A 16648-nucleotide genomic window follows, 5' to 3' on the forward strand; every position below is an offset into this window, starting at 1 on the left:
TGGTCTTCTGGTCAGGTGAGCTTGGGAAAATAAAGTCTTACCAAGCCCCTCCCTTTAGGGATGGGGTTCCTGACTATAGCTCTTTTATTGCTTTTTCGCTCTGACTGCCATTTATCTTACAACTGGTTCTTCCGATTTCGGTTGAATTTTTGATTTTCTTAAGATTTACCGTCTTCGTTTTCGTGGGGATCGCTTCTCCTTTGGGGTCCCACTTTATCTGGCAAAATCCTCGCCAGCTCGCCGGAATGTCTTCTGCGACTTCTCTAGCAGGATTTGGCAATCTGCAACTACAACGATTTATCTGCACCAGCACTCACTTGTTGGCGTTTTATTGTTGGCCGTCATTCCGAACCGTAGGGGAGGGCCTCCGAGACCGAGGGCGATTAATGCATTGAAATGCCTTATATAAGGAGAACGGAGGGAGAGGAATGGAGAATCGGTGCCGGGGCAACTGGGGTCCTTAACCCGGAATCGGTTACACTTCCTCTCCTTTTGTGTGATTTCCATGACAATTCTCGGGGCCGTTGCTTGCCTGTCGCCACGTTTCCAGTTCGGTTAACCACTCCGTTCGCCTCTGGGGGTCAATTAACGCATTGTCTAATGCATTATTCGCACTCCAGCGGGCCAAGTCATCTACCGACACGCCGCGATCGCCCATTAAGCGGGTCATGCAGAGACGAACCCCAGCGGCGTCGAGATCCACTTCGGAGGTGTGCTTGAGAACTGGGGACATTTCGCAATCGTTCGCTAGAACTCGGACCGATTTCTACCACAACCTGGTGACGCACTAAGAGATTCACCACTTGCAGATCGTGAATGGCACAGGTGCCGTGACCGATGTGGGAGACGCCGAGTGCTTCCACAGCGGCACGGATCCTCTCCGGTCCGTCCATTTCGTCGGCAGATCGCTTTAATTTTCTTGCCGGCGTCTCGGGGGAGGGTGAAGGCGTCGCGGAAGCGATCGCCATCCGTGTGGCGAGTTTGTGCCCCCGAATGGTCCACTTCCGCAATCATCGGGGAATTCACCACTCGCGCCACAGCGCGCACAGCGAACTGAGATCCATACTCCCGGGAGATGCCGGCGATAAGGCGGATCGTCGTCGCGCGATCGCCCCCTCGGGCTATCCCAGCTTCGAGTAATTCCAAAACCTTTTCTAAATTTAGATTGAGTTTTTCAATGGTGATGACATTGACCATCAGTTCCCCATAGCGGATCCGCTGGTCCATCAGGGAATCCACCACCGCTTCCATAAGTTCCCCATATCCGCGTTCCGTCTGGATCCAGGGATAGATGTAGTCGCGAAAGCATCCGACAAACTAGGCAAAATTGGCAAATCGCAACTCGGGGGCGTAGAACTCCCGAATCCTCGGTAAAGTTATCCCGTGATGGCGCTGCAGTGCCTCTCGAATGCAGGGTCAGGGTGCCGCACCTTCTAGGTGAAGGTGGAATTCGGCTTTCGGCATTTGCGAGAGGTCTGGCAGGGTGCTGGCGTGGGGTGGGGGAAAGGCATGGATTTCGGGAGGGGAAAAGAGGGTCTCGAGGATTCGGGCGGTAGGCGCTTCTATTTTATAGGAAGCAAACTGCCGGGAAAAACAAGCCCCACCCGAGGGGCGATCGCCACCCCAACTCCCTCCTCTTCCGCGTTCCTTTCCTAATTTTTTGCCTCATCTGTGGCCTTTCTCCAACAGTTCAAACCGTCCATTTTATCAAAAAACAAAAGGCATTCTTCCGGTTTTTTTGAAGTTATGTAAAGAATGTTATGAAAGCTTGTTATTTGGCAGGAAAATCAGCAAGATTTTAGGCAAAAATTCGGTAAAAATTCACCACCCCTCTGACCCGGAAATCAAAGCACAGAGGCTTTTTGAGGGGGTTCCCTTACCGAGGATAACATACCAGGGGAGTGTCTGCCCTCCTCTTTCGAGATAGATTCGTAATATTTTGTAATTTATTTTTTGGGAAAAGTCAGATAAGATAAACTTGAAAGCGAAAAAAGTGTCGAATTATACCCAACCAAACCAAACCGTTTCGCTTTCTACTAGCTGCTCGCCCCGTACCCAACCCAGTCCAACTCAAATTTTCCCCGGTGTAGCGGCACTCGCCAAAACCAGGCACCCACCAGCAAGCAAGAGGAAAACATCCAAAACCCGAGGTCGCTTTGACGGCCACTTCAGCCAAAACCCAATACAGAGTCCAATCCACTAGGTGGCTCTGGAGAGATTACCAGCCAAAACATTGCTAGAGATAGCGAAGCGAAGGAGAAGCTGGCGATCGCGATCGCCAGCTTCCCGAGAGAATCGAGAACTCGCCAAAGTTGGCACTCCCACTAAAAAAGAAAAGAACTCGTAATCCTATCTAACCGTAAGGAGCATGTGATGAGTACGAATAGTTATAACCGAGTAGAATCGCAACCGACGGAAAATGCAAATCCCGTGTATCGTAACGTATATCAGGATGTATCAGTGAGTAAACTAATCAAAAACACCCTCGCCAACAATGAAGCTTTGGCCACGATGAAAGAGAACGTCAGCAACGATCGCGCCCCCACCACCCGCACATTTGGGTTAGAACACTGGGGCATGAAAAATATCGGCAACGTCTACCGCAACTTATCCGTACCGAAACTGGTAGAACACGCCCTGGCACGAGCCGAAGGAGTGCTAGCCGACAATGGGGCACTGTGTATCAAAACGGGGAAATATACCGGACGCTCCCCTAACGACAAATTTATCGTCGATGAGCCAGCCAGTCACAACGAAGTCCACTGGAGCAAAACCAACGTTCCGATTTCCGAAGAAAAATTCGATCGCCTATACCGACAAGTCCTCTCCTACGTCCAAGGACGCGACCTCTACATCTTTGATGGCTATGTCGGAGCCGATCCCAAATACAGAGTCGGCGTTCGCATCATTAACGAATTCGCCTGCCAAAACCTCTTCTCCCATCAACTCTTCATCCGACCCAACCCAGAAGAACTCGCCACCCATCAAGCCGATTTCACCGTGATTGCCGTTCCCGGTTTAGAAGGAGACCCCGAAATTAACGGCATCAACTCCGAAGCCTTTATCGTCGTCCATTTTGCCAAAAAACTCGTCATCATCGGCGGTTCTCGCTACGCCGGCGAAATCAAAAAATCCGTCTTCTCCTTGATGAACTACTTTATGACCAAGCGCAACGTGCTGCCCATGCACTGTTCCGCCAACATGGACGACCAAGGCAACACCGCCTTGTTCTTCGGTCTGTCCGGTACCGGGAAAACCACCCTTTCTGCCGATCCCACTCGCCGCTTGATCGGAGATGACGAACACGGATGGTCAGACGATGGCATCTTCAACTTTGAAGGCGGATGCTACGCCAAAACCATTCGCCTCTCCAAAGAAAACGAACCGCAAATCTGGGATGCCATTAAATTTGGTGCCTTGATGGAAAACATCGTCCTCTCTGGCGACGAACGTCATCCCGACTACGACGATGGCAGCTTAACCCAAAATACCCGGGTGGGCTATCCGATCCACTATATTCCCAATGTAGTCCTCCCCAGCGTCGGCGGTCATCCCAATGCCGTGATTTTCCTCTCCGCCGATGCCTTTGGCGTCTTGCCCCCGATCGCCAAACTCACCAACCGGCAGGCCATGTACTACTTCATGTCCGGATACACCAGCAAACTGGCCGGTACCGAACGCGGCATCACCGAACCGGAAGCCACCTTCTCCTCTTGCTTCGGCAAACCCTTCCTTCCCCTCTCCGCCACCGTCTATGCCGAAATGCTCGGAGAACGCCTCCTCAAGCATAATTCCACCGCCTCAGTTTACCTGATCAATACCGGCTGGACCGGAGGTCCCTACGGCGTCGGCAAGCGCATTTCCATCAAAAACACTCGCGCCATGCTCAGCGCCGCCCTCAACGGCGATCTCAACCACGTCACCTTCCATCCCCATCCGGTCTTCAAGATTTTGATGCCTGAATCCGTTCCCGGCGTCTCCAGCGAGATCCTCGATCCTCGCAATACCTGGAGCGACAAATCAGCCTACGATCGCCAAGCAAAAGAACTCGCCCGCCTCTTCGTCGAAAACTTCAAACGCTATACCAATGCCCGCCCGGAAATTATCGACGCCGGCCCGCATCTTGACTAGCGTCTAGCGCTTCTGAACCCCTGTAAAGGGTTCAATGTGACGGCTCAACTGTGAAGCCTCAAGTGTGAAGGGTAAAGTGTGAAGGGTGAAATACATCCCCCCGAGAATTGACCCTCAATCCCAGACAACTTCTCAATTCTTAGAAATATCGCTCAATTCTCAATTCTGCGTGATTCATCCTTCCCCCTTCCTCCGTTATGAGCAATAACCAATAACCAATGACCAATAACCAATGACCAATGACCCCCCCCTTTCTCGAATGTCTAAAACTTTTATAAAGACCGTTTTTAGAGACTAAAATACTTGTAAGCTTTATCAGATAAGACTTTGAGCGATTTTGGCGGTGCGATCGCCTCCCCGCCAAGATTGTAAATTGAGTCATATTTGCGAACAGGAGATTAACCTATGGCAGCCATTAAAGTAGGCATCAATGGATTTGGTCGCATCGGACGCTTAGTCTTCCGGGCCGGACTGAACAACCCCAACATCGAATTTGTCGGCATTAACGACCTCGTTCCCCCCGAGAACCTCGCCTATTTACTCAAATACGACTCCACCCAGGGCAAATACTCTGGTGAAGTCAGCGCCACAGAAAACGCGATCGTGGTCGATGGCAAAACCATTCCCTGTACCGCCATCAAAGACCCCTCCGAACTGCCTTGGAGCAAGTACGGTGCAGATTACGTGGTGGAATCCACCGGATTGTTTACCACCTTTGACAAAGCCTCCCTCCACCTGAAAGGGGGAGCCAAGCGGGTCATCATCTCCGCCCCCACCAAAGACCCGGAAAAAGTCCCCACCTTCCTCGTGGGCGTCAACCACGACACCTTCGATCCCAAATCCCATTTTGTGGTGTCCAACGCCAGTTGCACCACCAACTGTCTCGCCCCGGTGGCAAAAGTCATTAACGACAACTTCGGTTTCAGTGAAGGTTTGATGACCACCGTTCACGCCATGACCGCCACCCAACCCACCGTGGACGGTCCGAGCAAAAAAGACCTGCGCGGCGGACGCGGCGCACCGCAAAACATCATCCCCGCCTCCACCGGTGCGGCAAAAGCGGTGACCTTGGTCTTGCCCGAATTGAAAGGCAAACTCACCGGCATGGCATTCCGGGTTCCCACCCCAGATGTGTCCGTGGTAGACCTCACCTTCCGCACCGATAAAGCCGCCAGCTACAAAGAAATCTGCGCCGCGATGAAAAAAGCCTCCGAAGGCGAACTCAAAGGCGTCCTCGGTTATACCGAAGAACCGGTGGTTTCCAGCGACTTCGTAGGCGACGCCCATTCCAGCATCTTCGATGCCGGTGCGGGCATGGAACTCAATTCCAATTTCTTTAAAGTGGTGTCCTGGTACGACAACGAATGGGGCTACTCTTGCCGCATCCTCGACCTGATGGTCTCGATGGGGCAAAAAGACGGCATCTTGTAAGCGCGTCTGACCCCCCCCGGATAATCACAAAAGAGCGATCGCGCGATCGCTCTTTTTTTGCGCTTCGGTTTGCTCAATACCCCACTCATCTCATGGCCGGTGGAATGCCAATCAACAGCGGGCAACAATCATTTCTCCATGCACTCCCCGGTTGCATCGACCGCCGCCAACTGATAAAATACTTCCAACTTTTAAATCCCTCAGATTCCCGTTCATCTCCCCCCTTGTGTGATGCCGGATTGTAACTATGCCAGAGACGAACCCCACTTCCCCCGAATCCCTCACCCTCGAACCCGGTACCCTCTGGGTCAAGGTAACGGAACGCACCCAACAGGCCCTAGAATGCGGCGCATTGCAGTCGATTCCCACGGATTCCCAGTTTGTAGAAGACCGGGGCATTCGCTTTTTGGTTCGCAGTTTATCCAACCTGGCCCGCAAGGACAAAGCCAAGCAACAGCAAGAAAAACAACGCCCGAAAACCGCAAAACCGGTTAACCCGTTTTTGCCTTACGATGAAGATTTATTCGTTGCCGATATCTCTGAGACTCATGTTTGTTTGTTAAATAAATTTAATGTGGTAGACTATCACTTGTTGCTCGTGACTCGGGAATTCGAGTCGCAAGAAAATTGGCTCAATTTACAAGATTTTGCGGCCATGTGGCGATGCTTGGACGAATTCGAGGGATTGGCATTTTATAATGGGGGCACCCTGGCCGGTGCGTCTCAACCGCACAAGCATTTGCAACTGATTCCGATTCCGCTGACCGGGGAAGGACCAAAGATTCCCATCGAAACCGCGATCGCCAGCGCCACCTTCTCCGAGGGCGTGGGTACCAGTTCTCAGCTCCCCTTCCACCACGCGATCGCCCGCTTCGATCGCCAATCGGCAGATTCTCCTTTACAAGCTGCCGAAAGTGCGTTAGAATTATATAATCGCTTATTGCAAGCCGTGGGTTGGGAGCCGCAAACCCCGGACAATCGACAATCGGGCGCTTACAATCTACTGGCAACTCGCCACTGGATGCTGCTGGTGCCGCGATCGCAAGAGTGTTTTGAAGCGATTTCGGTGAACGCCCTCGGATTTGCCGGCTCCCTATTCGTGCGAAACCAAGCGCAGATGCAGCATCTCACGCAGATCGGTCCGATGCGGGTTTTGCAACAAGTGGCGCGATCGCACTCCTCCACGGAATCCTCCACGGGATAAGTGCCCTTGTCACTTAGCAGGGAACTGCTAACCGACACTGCGATATACTCCGCTTATTCCACGGCGGAATTGTCCTGTGAAATCGGAATTTCAATGCAAAATTCCGTGCCTTCCCCCTCTTGTGAGGTACAACTTAATGTTCCGCGATGGCGATCGACAATAATTTGATGGCTAATCGATAAACCCAATCCCGTCCCTTTCCCTTCCGGTTTCGTGGTAAAGAACGTTTTGAAGAGTTTATCCTGCACCGTCGGCGTCATCCCGCACCCGTTATCCGCAATCCAAATCGCCACAGAATCCTCTTTTACTTCCGTGCGAATGCGAATGGTCATTTGGGGGTAGTCATGGGTGGTTTGTCCGTTGTCATTGGGACTCGGAACCGAGGACTCTAGGGCATCGATCGCATTCGCAATCAAGTTCATAAATACCTGATTCAGTTGGCCCGGATAGCACTGCACTTTGGGTAGAGTGCCATACTCTTTCATCACCGCGATCGCCGGTTTAGAACCTTTGGCTTTCAGGCGATTGGACAAAATCAACAGGGTGCTATCAATGCCAGCATGAATGTCTGCGGTTTGCAATTTTGCCGTATCTTTCCGAGAAAAATTCTTGAGCGATTTGACAATTTCCCTGATGCGATCGGTGCCTAATTTCATAGAAGAGAGCATCTCCGGCAAATCTTCCATCAAATATTCCAAATCGATCGCCTCTGCATCTTCCTCAATTTCCGCCATTGGTTCGGGATAATATTTCCGATACAATTGCAGATGATGGAGCAAATCCTGGACGTATTCTTGGGCCGGATCGAGATTACCGTGGACGAAGCTCACCGGATTGTTAATTTCATGGGCGACGCCGGCAATCAACTGGCCCAGGGTGGACATTTTTTCGCTTTGAACCAGTTGCAGTTGCGCCTCTTTGAGGTCCTGGAGGGACTGTTGCAAATTCTGGTACAATAGGGCATTTTCTAGGGAAATGGCCGCTTGAGCGCAGAGCATTTGCAGCACTTCTAAGCGATCGCGGGTAAACACACCGTCACTGAGACTATTTTCTAAATACAAAATCGCCACTGACTTACCGTGATGAACGATGGGCAAACACAAGATCGATTGTGGTTGAACCTGGGCAATATAAGCATCCGTGGCAAAAATAGACTCGCGGGCCGCATTTTTTAGCACCAAAATTTCGCCAGTGCGGGCCACGTAGTTGGCGATCGCCACGGGCAACATCTGTGCGTCTTCAATCGGTATCGGATCCGGGGGAATCGTCACCGCCGCTTCCTCGATACTACCGCCGGCTTTGACGAGAAGTTGCCCTGCTTCTTCCACAATTAAAAAACCTTTCTCTGCCCCAGCATTCTCTAGGATGACCCGCATCAACTTGTGGAGAAACTTATCGAGAACCAGTTCTTCAGACAGGGCCAAAGACGCTTTCATTACCGTGTTTAAATCTAACTTCCAGACATCAGTGTTAGTGGTGGTGTTGGTGGCAAAGGTAGAGAGCGTTTCGCGGGTGTTCGCAGTGCAAACCGGCGATCGCTGGGTAATTCTTGCCAAAATCTGCGGATATTGTTCTTCTAAATGCTTCACCTTTGCGGTAGCCCCCCAGCGAGCATATCCGTAGTACGCATCGGTGAGATAAAACTGAGCGATCTGTTGGCTTTTTCGAGCGAAATGGAATTCGCCGGCGAGTTCGTTAGCCAGGGCTTCTTCTTGGATGTAGCCATTTTCCCGGGCGAGGACGATGGCGCGATCGTAGGCAGAAATCGCCTCTGCAACCTGCCCCATGACCCGCGCCTTTTCTGCTTGCACCAGGGCGTATTTATGCTGAAAATTACCCGGTGCAAATGCCGCCCATTTCTTCATTTTTTCCTGATTTGACTCCACCTTGGCGAGGATGTCTTCTCGTTCGGTTGCCGACAACTTCGGATACACCAACAATGCCGAGAGAGACTCGTAAAAATGAAACAGGGGCAGGGGATAAACAGCGGTCAGGGCGTCTAAATAATTAGAGGCGGCGGCAGCATTTTCCACCGCGCGATCGCCGTGACGGAAGAGATAGCTGAGGATAAGTTTGTGCAAATACAGACAACACAGACCGTAGCGATCGCTGGCGCGTTCGTGCAGGGGCAGCATCTTTTCTTCGTCATACACTTTCCCCTCAAGCACCATCGGCTCCGGCGAAGTTTCTATCAAGTTTAACACCACCTGCCAATACATTTTCAGGTAATTGAGCGGCGTAGTTTGCTTGAGTTTGTGCAACAGCTCGCTATAAGAGGCCATTTCCACTTCCAGTTCCGCCAGTCCCTTGCCGACAAAATAGGAATTGATGCAGTAATTATAAGCAGAAAGCGCGGCATATTCTAAATCCCCCGTTTCCAAACCACTTTCGTAAGCGGCAATTAACGGGGTTAGCGCGTCGCTCATTGGCTCTTTCCAGAGTCGGACGTTATTATTCACCACCATTAACGTCCGCGCTTTGAGTTCTTGATTTTCAAATCTCTCCAATACCTGCAATGCGAGTTGACCGAATTGATGTCCGGTATCGATATCGCCGACGATGCCACACAGAATTAAGCCATAACAGGCGTAGGCATAAGCAGACTCGTCGGTATTGCCATAATCCAGGGATAAATTAATTTCGGCAAATACGAGTAACGGTAACAGCAAGGGCGCTGATTGATAGGCCGGTGCGATCGCAGTATTGAGAATTCCCATAGCCGCTTTTTTGTCCGGATCGCTCATTGCCGGCAAGTGGATTAATTCGGCTACCGGCTTACCACTCAAATGAGCGAATGTTTCCCCCAATCTGGTTTGAATGTCATCAAATGTCGGCTGTTCGGGTAGCTCCACCCCCAACAATTGCATCACATTGCGCGTAATTTGGAGAGCTTCTAGTTGTTTGTTTTGGGCGGTGTAAGCTTGGATTTTGACTTCGTAAACCTTGACTCGATCTAGCAGGGTGGTGGCGTTTTCGAGTACAATGTGCGCGATATCCTCCATGCGATCGAAGTCGGTACTCAGATACGCAGCTTCAGCAGCTTCCACATGCAGGGAAAGAGTCAGATCGTAGCGATCGCGCCAGCTATTGGTCGTGAGGAGTTCTAACCCCACATTCAAATACTGTAATGCGCTATCATAGGCTGTGGCGGATTTCGCTTTGCGGCCCGCCCGCAGATTCAAGCCAGCCAATTGGGTTTTTTCCCTTTGATTCTCGATTAAATCCGCGCCTACATTTAACTGATTGACTAATGTGAAAATTTTGTCTTCCACCTCTTCCGGGGCGGTATTGTTTAACAATCGCCGTCCGAGTTTCAGGTGGGTGGTTTTTTTCTCGGCATCGGGAATCAGAGAATATGCCGCTTCGCTAACGCGATCGTGGAGAAATTTATACTGAATGGCAGACCCTTTGCCGATCGCCGCTTCATTCTCTTCCTCAGACTGGAAAAACTTATACAGTTCGCTCTCGGGGATTACCAAACCGGATTGCAGGGCGGTCCACAATTGCGCCGAGGTATCCGCCTGGGATTGTTCGTTGACGATCGCCAAGGTTTCTAAATCGAATTGATGTCCGATACAGGCGGCTAATTTTAACACCGTTTGGGTGGTTTGTGGCAACCGCTGCAATTGCGCCGCCATGAATTCTACCACGTTATCGGACACCGCTAAGGCTTTGACTCGGGTTAGATCGCAGTGCCAATACCCGCTGTTGCGATCGAATTGCAGTAATTCCCTTTCGTAAAGCGATTTTAAAAATTGCGTGGCAAAGAAAGGATTGCCTTCGGTTTTCTGAAAAACTAGTTGTGAGAGGGGTTGCGATCGCTTTTCCGAGCAGCTTAACGCCTCGGCAACTAATCGATTCAAATCTTCCCTTCTCAGGGGCGGTACTTCAATCCGGTTTACCACCGCCTCTGTCTGTTTGATGCGATCGACACTCAGCATTAACGGGTGAACCGGGGTGACTTCGTTATCCCGATATGCGCCAATTGCAAACAGATATTTCAGTTCCGGATCGCTTAACAGCAATTCTAACAACTTCAACGAAGCTCCATCGGCCCATTGCAAGTCATCGATGAATAAGACTAACGGATGTTCGGCGCTGGCAAAAACTCGAATAAATTTTTGCAGCACCAGATTAAATCGATTTTGCGCTTCGGCGGGGGCAATTTCGGCACTGGGGGTTGTTTTCCCAGCAACCATTCCACTTCGGGAATCACATCCACGATCGCTTGCCCTTGGTTTCCCAATGCGGCGGCGAGTTTTTCTTTCCAATTGGCGATCGCTTGCTTGCTTTCGGTTAAAATGTGGTGTCGGATTACATCGCGAAACGCTTTAATAAACGGCGCAAATGGAACATTGCGCTTGACGCGATCGCATTTGCCGGAAATGAAATAACCGCGTTTGGCAACAATGGGTTTGTGGACTTCCTGCACTAAAGCAGACTTCCCAATCCCAGAATATCCCGCCACCAACATCAGTTCCGTGGTGCCTGCAGCGACGCGCTCAAATGCGTTCATCAATCGAGCGATTTCTGTTTCTCTTCCGTAAAGGGTTTCCGGAATCTGGAATCGCGCCGCCATATCCCCTTTGGCAATGGGAAATGGTTCGATCTGTCCGGTGGTTTCTAGCTGCTGCAAGCACTTTTCTAGATCTAATTTTAAACCCCATGCGGTTTGATATCGGCTTTCGGCAGTTTTCCCCATCAATTTCATCACGATATCGGCGATCGCTTGCGGAATCAGGGGATTTAACAGGTTCGGTGGCATCGGCTGTTTGGCAATATGATAATGCACTAATTCCATCGGATCGGTGCATGAAAAGGGCAAGTTTTCAGTTAGCAGTTCGTAAAAGGTTACGCCTAATGAGTAGAAATCCGTGCGATAATCGATGCCCCGGTTCATCCGCCCGGTTTGTTCCGGCGAAATGTAGGCTAATGTCCCCTCCAATTCCGTGGGATTGACAATACTGAGGGTCTCTTTCGGCAATAACGACGAAATGCTAAAATCGGTCAACTTCACCCGCTTGGTTTCGGGCTGAATTAAGATATTGTGCGGTTTGATATCTTTATGAATAATCCGGTGTCGGTAGAGTTGTTCTAAACCCTCGGCTATTTGAATGCCAATTTTCAAAAAGTCGGTGATGGAAAGGGGGTGTAATCTAATATAATCTTTTAACGATATCGCGCCGAAATCTTCTAAAATTAGAGCAAATCCGTTATTGTAGCGTTCTAAGCGTAAGGGTTTGACAATGAAGGGACTCTCTATGTTTTTGGCGATCGCGTATTGATTTCTCAGCCGCACCAGTTCGGAAACCGTGGGATAGTCTCCATTGGGAATTTTAATGATAACAGAGGTGGCATCCGTCGGTCGAAAAGCTCTATAAACAAGGGTATGGAGGCTTTCGTGAATTTTTTCGGTGATGGTGTAGTTGGCGATCGCCTGCATTGTGGTTTTTTCTCCCTGGGAAGCTAGTGTATGGGAATCATAAGCTTGACTTTTAGTTTACCCCAATTGTTATCTTTTTTACCACTCAATCAAGCGGTTATTTTGCTCGAGCTTTGCCATTGGGGTGTCGCACAGATGCCTCCTCTTTTTCCCCCTCATGTTTAGCCGCGCGCCACCCTCCTCGGCAATGGTTGAGGGACTTACTCCCCCCTGTGGCGCGCTGGTAGAGGCGATCGCCGACTCCTTTCATCGCCCCTTGACCAAATCTCTCCCCTCATCCCCTCCTTCTCTCCCCACTCAGGGGTCTCCTGTTATTATTTTTTATTACAAAAAGCTAAGAAATATTAAAAACCGGAAACTGTCACCATTCCCACCTCGGTCTGATGCCTCATCCGGTTATAATACCTACAAATCCGGCCAGTGTCTCATCCTATCTAATCTCATCTGCGCTCTCATTAACCGACACAATCCCAAGATTGAACCCTCGGGCAAATCAATCGATCGATGTGGACAGAGAGCCTTGCAGAGGGTCTCTGTCCACGAGTCTGGGGGAACCCCCATTGTTTTATTCAGGAATGTCCCGCGACGCTCTTAGCAGGAGGAGTCCCCCGGATTTTTCAGCACGAAATCCACCGGATTGTTTGTATAATTTTACGTCACGGTTATTTATATAGCTTTTAGTCTAAAGTGAGATTTCAGTATAGCCCTGGATTAGCTTCCAGGTAAATTGCTGTGGCGCAAAGGTGGCGAAGTGGGAGAACGGTCTGGGGTTGAGGCATGTTTCGCTCGCGCCTTGGAGATTTCCCGCCGTCAGGGGGCGAAGTCGTTGGAGTTGCCTGCCACCATGTGGGCGCGTCTGTGGCAGCAACAGGGAAAACCGCAACAGGCAAGGGCGCTGCTGTGGGAAATTTACAATTGGTTTACCGAGGGTTTCGATCCCCGGGATTTGCACGAAGCGAAGGCACTGCTAGAGGAATTGGGACCAAATTATCCCCTTGTGCCTTAATACTCGCCCCCGCCCGGTTGGAAATCTCGAATAAAATGGGCGATCGCCGAAATTAAATTCTTGTAAAGCATTCCATCCGAGGCTCTATACCCCCTGCCACTCCATCCGGGCAATTCTAACGTTTCCGCCAGTTGTCCAAAATCCGAGGCGAGGGCGAATGCTTCTTCCGACACCAGTTGTTCTTCCTGGGCGGCGCTTAATTCTCGGTAGCGGTTGAGTTCCTCCTCCTGCTGCGCCACCCGTTGCGTCATTTGCTCCAGTTTTTCCACCAGTGGCTCATACGCCTGTTCGAGTTCTTCATTCACCACCTTTGCCGCTTGTTGGTTGAAGGTCCCTTGCCAACTTTCCCCCACGGATTGTTCTAAGGTGGATTCCAACTGCGCTACGCGATCGCACAGGCGTTCGTTTTCTTGCTGTAGATCCTTCACCCGTTCCAATTCGCCCTCTTTGGCTTGCAATTGTTCCGCTAGGCGGGCATTGCTGGCAACGAGTTGCGCGCGCATCTCCTGCGCCTGGGCAATTTCTGCTTGCGCTGCCAATAATGCCTCATCCCGCGCTTGCTGGTAAACTTCGGCGGCGTGTTGTTGGATTTGTTTTTCTTGTTCGATGCGCGATCGCTCGAGTTCTTTTTCTCGTTCGGCGATCGCGGCGGCAATTTTTTCTTGCACTTCTTCTTCGCTAAATCCGCGATCGCTCTCCCCATCAGTTTTCCGGCGGGCGGCTTTTTTCTTCGCCTCGGGTTTGCCCGGGTTGCGTTCTTGGCGCACCCGTTGCTTCACCGCTTTTGCCGTGGGGCGATCGCCGCTTTGGGCGAGCAGTTCTTGCGCTAGCTTATCTGAAGCCCCACTCAGGGCCGCTAGGGCCGATGGGGTCCATTCCAGCATCTGCTCCATCAGCTGCGGCATTCGCTGCACCAATGATGCCACTTTCATTAAATTGCGCGCCAAATACTCCGACCCCTCAAAATAGCGATCGAGCCACAGCCGAAACAGCGCTTTTCCCAGCCGCGCTTTCGTCTCGATCAAGTCAAACCCGTTCTCGATCTGCTGACGAGTCACGGATTTGAATCGATTGTGGATCCGGGGCGCTGTGGCTTCGGCAGCTTCTACCACTTCGGGCGGTAAATTTCCGTAATCGAATGAGTTGGTCTGGATCTGCTCAATTGTTTGTGTCATAATTAGATATAGATAGATTGATTAGATTGATTAGACAGCTGACTGGATGAAACTCGAGCTGATTAGAAAGCTAGATTTCATCGCTCAGTGAGTTTGTCTCCTAATTTGCGCGGTCAATGCGATCGCCAAATTAGGCGGTTTCGTACTTAAATCTCCATTGCGGGACTTTAACTGGGTACTCAATGGCTGATTTAATCGCGAGGTGTTTTTCATCGAAGGCTCTATCCTTTGGTGTGCCCCCGCTCAAGTTTAGTCAGGCTAGCTTGAGCGGGTATTTTTTATTCTACCACAATTTTGATGCTATACTGTAGCCAGCCGCGACTTAAGTGCAACTTTAGTTGGCACGATCCAGGCGGCAAGCCATCCCCAACCTGTTGAAGTTCTAGAGAAACCCAGTGAGCAAGCGAGTCCACGTCACCCTTCCCGATGCGGTTTATCAATCCCTCGAACGATGGGCTGACAGCCAAGGCAGGCCAATTGCTAATTTGGCAGCGTTTATCATCGAGAAAGCCGTGGAAGGAGCCAACGAAGATGGAAAAATTCCACCTCCCCCCTCATCCGAAGTCAATTCCTAACCCCCCGCCCATTTTTCCCCGGACCCCTTGTCCGGCAATGATTTCTGTGGCACTGTCCGCTACATTTCTGTACTCGGACGGTTTGCCTCAGATGCCTCTGGTGGTTCGCTAGAGTCAGTGGGCGACGGAAAAGCGGTTTGAGTTTACCCGTCGCCAGTCCCGTTTCCGGGTGACGCGATGGGTTTTATTTTGTCCGTCCCTAGTCCGTCGCCACCAGGTGCTAGAATGTACAATGATGTTGTACATATCCCCCGATCGCCTTCCAGGCATGGGTTTGACGATATCAACTAGTTGACAGGTTGTCAAGACCTGATTCGTGCCAAACTGATGGAAATTCCGGATAAAAAAATCTATAGCGATAATTTTTTCTAATCAAGGTCAACCAATTCACAGGTCAATCGAGTTTCGGGAGCAAGAGTGCTGGGTTATGCCAATGAAAAATAAAGTCAAGGAGTTTGTAGACGCTAGAGGAATGAGCGTTTACCGGTTTATCAAGGATACGGGAATTGCCCCCAATACGGGCTACAGTCTTTATCGCAATTCCCACCACATGCCCTCTCCGGGGGTACTCGCGGCAATCTGCGATGCCTACAAGGTTCAGCCTAGTGAAATCTTAGAATGGGTGGCGAACCAACAACAAGCGAGTTGATCCCAACCCTCTCGATGGGCGATCGCCGTTTTTCACCTCCCCCCCGAACTCATGCCACCGCGATCGCGCGGGGGTATTTGTCATGCCTGGAACCCCCCCCCAAATTTGTAGCGAAATCCTACAGGCGATCGCAATTATCTCCGGGACTGGTTTGCCGCGTACGCATTCCTTCCCTGGAAGGATCCCGGGCTAATCCCTCCACTTTTTCCCTCTCTCACGGGAACGAGCTAGTCCTCAAAAGCGTTTTCGCAGAGAAAACAAATTCCATCCATCCCTACAAGATTGCGGCCAAAATTGCCCGCCCTGACCCGGCTTTTTATTGGCGATCGTCGCCATGCAGGCGCGGTAATCTCCCCTCTCCCTCACCCGGCCTTTCCTGCCATAAATTCGCCTCAATAATCAGATTGGCTGCTGTCTCACATCACCGCCGTAACCCTTAGCCCACAAAGAAAAAATTCGCTTTATATAATAACTGCATTCCACCCAGACCCCTCCCCGCTTTCTCATGGTTGCCACCGCATTCTTGAACCAAAAACAACCCCTGCCATCGAGTGCCCTCCAGTTTCGCGATCGCGCCACCGTTCCAGACACCGTTTTTGCTGATTAACCCCCTCAAAAAGCCTGCCAGTTATTTGGCCCACCGACCCTGGGGATTCTGGGGAAGCGCAGGGTCGCAGAAGGTGCCACGGCTGAACCTGGGAACGAGTTCAATTAAAAATTAACAATCCATAATCTAAAAAACTCTCAATTCTCAATTCTCAATTCTCAATTTTGCCTCCTTTGTCCCCAGGGTGACAAAAATTGCGAATCAATGATTGGCAATGAGCGGATATTTTCACCCCCTGGGAGCGTACAATAACCCAAATATTGCCCAGGCGGAGAATTCCCCAGGGGTGAAAACACCCCCTTACCGAGAATCGGCGTAAAGCCCCCGGATTTATCCGTGGGGATATAAGTCGAGCGACTGACCCACGGTTCCCCCACAATTATATTCGTTGGACATGATAAGGCTTGGTGCTGTATAATATCATAAG

11 protein-coding genes and 1 pseudogene are annotated in these 16648 nt (G+C 50.8%); 7 read left to right on the plus strand and 5 right to left on the minus strand.

The features are described 5' to 3' along the window. Positions 1 to 475: 475 nt before the first annotated feature. Positions 476 to 733: a hypothetical protein gene (locus LKK83_RS18500; protein ID WP_324632751.1), complete on the minus strand. Its 258-nt coding sequence runs from the start codon at positions 731 to 733 to the stop codon at positions 476 to 478. Then, positions 630 to 893 carry a hypothetical protein gene (locus LKK83_RS32025; RefSeq protein WP_442957334.1) on the minus strand — a complete coding sequence of 88 codons (264 nt, stop codon included), beginning with the start codon at positions 891 to 893 and terminating at the stop codon, positions 630 to 632. Before LKK83_RS32025 ends, LKK83_RS18500 begins: the two co-directional genes overlap by 104 nt. Between LKK83_RS32025 and LKK83_RS18505 the strand changes: the two genes are divergently transcribed. From LKK83_RS18505 to LKK83_RS18520, 4 genes are all read left to right on the plus strand, one after another. Beyond that, positions 838 to 1140, plus strand: coding sequence for a hypothetical protein (locus LKK83_RS18505; protein WP_324632752.1), 303 nt, complete (start codon positions 838 to 840; stop codon positions 1138 to 1140). The genes LKK83_RS32025 and LKK83_RS18505 overlap by 56 nt on opposite strands. Before the next feature lie 1233 nt (positions 1141 to 2373). Next, a complete protein-coding gene (gene pckA, locus LKK83_RS18510) occupies positions 2374 to 4131 on the plus strand; it encodes a phosphoenolpyruvate carboxykinase (ATP) (protein WP_324632753.1) in 1758 nt (585 codons plus the stop codon). Between the two features lie 405 nt (positions 4132 to 4536). After that, positions 4537 to 5562, plus strand: coding sequence for a type I glyceraldehyde-3-phosphate dehydrogenase (gene gap, locus LKK83_RS18515; RefSeq protein ID WP_324632754.1), 1026 nt, complete (start codon positions 4537 to 4539; stop codon positions 5560 to 5562). 247 nt (positions 5563 to 5809) lie between these two features. Continuing rightward, entirely contained in the window at positions 5810 to 6766 is a 957-nt protein-coding gene (locus LKK83_RS18520; protein WP_324632755.1) for an ATP adenylyltransferase family protein, read from the plus strand. A 53-nt stretch (positions 6767 to 6819) separates the two neighbouring features. On the opposite strand, the gene LKK83_RS32030 is transcribed toward LKK83_RS18520, so the two are convergent. After that, the gene (locus tag LKK83_RS32030; protein ID WP_442957335.1) at positions 6820 to 7764 is read right to left on the minus strand and encodes a sensor histidine kinase; all 945 of its coding nucleotides are present in this window, start codon (positions 7762 to 7764) and stop codon (positions 6820 to 6822) included. Between the two features lie 11 nt (positions 7765 to 7775). After that, positions 7776 to 12209: pseudogene (locus LKK83_RS32035) on the minus strand (protein kinase domain-containing protein). A gap of 727 nt (positions 12210 to 12936) precedes the next feature. Here LKK83_RS32035 and LKK83_RS18535 point away from each other — a divergent pair. Continuing rightward, positions 12937 to 13215, plus strand: coding sequence for a hypothetical protein (locus LKK83_RS18535; protein ID WP_324632758.1), 279 nt, complete (start codon positions 12937 to 12939; stop codon positions 13213 to 13215). On the opposite strand, the gene LKK83_RS18540 is transcribed toward LKK83_RS18535, so the two are convergent. Then, the gene (locus tag LKK83_RS18540; RefSeq protein WP_324632759.1) at positions 13212 to 14390 is read right to left on the minus strand and encodes a hypothetical protein; all 1179 of its coding nucleotides are present in this window, start codon (positions 14388 to 14390) and stop codon (positions 13212 to 13214) included. The two genes, LKK83_RS18535 and LKK83_RS18540, sit on opposite strands and share 4 nt — an antisense overlap. A 395-nt stretch (positions 14391 to 14785) precedes the next feature. Here LKK83_RS18540 and LKK83_RS18545 point away from each other — a divergent pair, with 395 nt between their 5' ends. Next, a complete protein-coding gene (locus LKK83_RS18545; RefSeq protein ID WP_324632760.1) occupies positions 14786 to 14965 on the plus strand; it encodes a ribbon-helix-helix domain-containing protein in 180 nt (59 codons plus the stop codon). Positions 14966 to 15392: 427 nt separating this feature from the next. Further along, complete coding sequence (locus LKK83_RS18550; RefSeq protein WP_324632761.1) at positions 15393 to 15614, plus strand: helix-turn-helix domain-containing protein; 222 nt, start codon at positions 15393 to 15395, stop codon at positions 15612 to 15614. Positions 15615 to 16648 lie beyond the last annotated feature (1034 nt).

It is taken from the genome of Phormidium sp. CCY1219 (genome assembly GCF_035615515.1).
GTDB lineage: Bacteria > Cyanobacteriota > Cyanobacteriia > Cyanobacteriales > Laspinemataceae > CCY1219.

Excerpts from the sequence above, each read along its gene's own strand:
- LKK83_RS32025 (WP_442957334.1), bottom strand. The coding sequence starts at position 893 with ATGGACGGACCGGAGAGGATCCGTGCCGCTGTGGAAGCACTCGGCGTC.
- LKK83_RS18550 (WP_324632761.1), top strand. The coding sequence starts at position 15,393 with ATGCCAATGAAAAATAAAGTCAAGGAGTTTGTAGACGCTAGAGGAATG.
- gap (WP_324632754.1), top strand. The coding sequence starts at position 4,537 with ATGGCAGCCATTAAAGTAGGCATCAATGGATTTGGTCGCATCGGACGC.
- LKK83_RS18520 (WP_324632755.1), top strand. The coding sequence starts at position 5,810 with ATGCCAGAGACGAACCCCACTTCCCCCGAATCCCTCACCCTCGAACCC.
- LKK83_RS18505 (WP_324632752.1), top strand. The coding sequence starts at position 838 with ATGTGGGAGACGCCGAGTGCTTCCACAGCGGCACGGATCCTCTCCGGT.
- pckA (WP_324632753.1), top strand. The coding sequence starts at position 2,374 with ATGAGTACGAATAGTTATAACCGAGTAGAATCGCAACCGACGGAAAAT.
- LKK83_RS32030 (WP_442957335.1), bottom strand. The coding sequence starts at position 7,764 with ATGCTCTGCGCTCAAGCGGCCATTTCCCTAGAAAATGCCCTATTGTAC.
- LKK83_RS18540 (WP_324632759.1), bottom strand. The coding sequence starts at position 14,390 with ATGACACAAACAATTGAGCAGATCCAGACCAACTCATTCGATTACGGA.
- LKK83_RS18500 (WP_324632751.1), bottom strand. The coding sequence starts at position 733 with ATGTCCCCAGTTCTCAAGCACACCTCCGAAGTGGATCTCGACGCCGCT.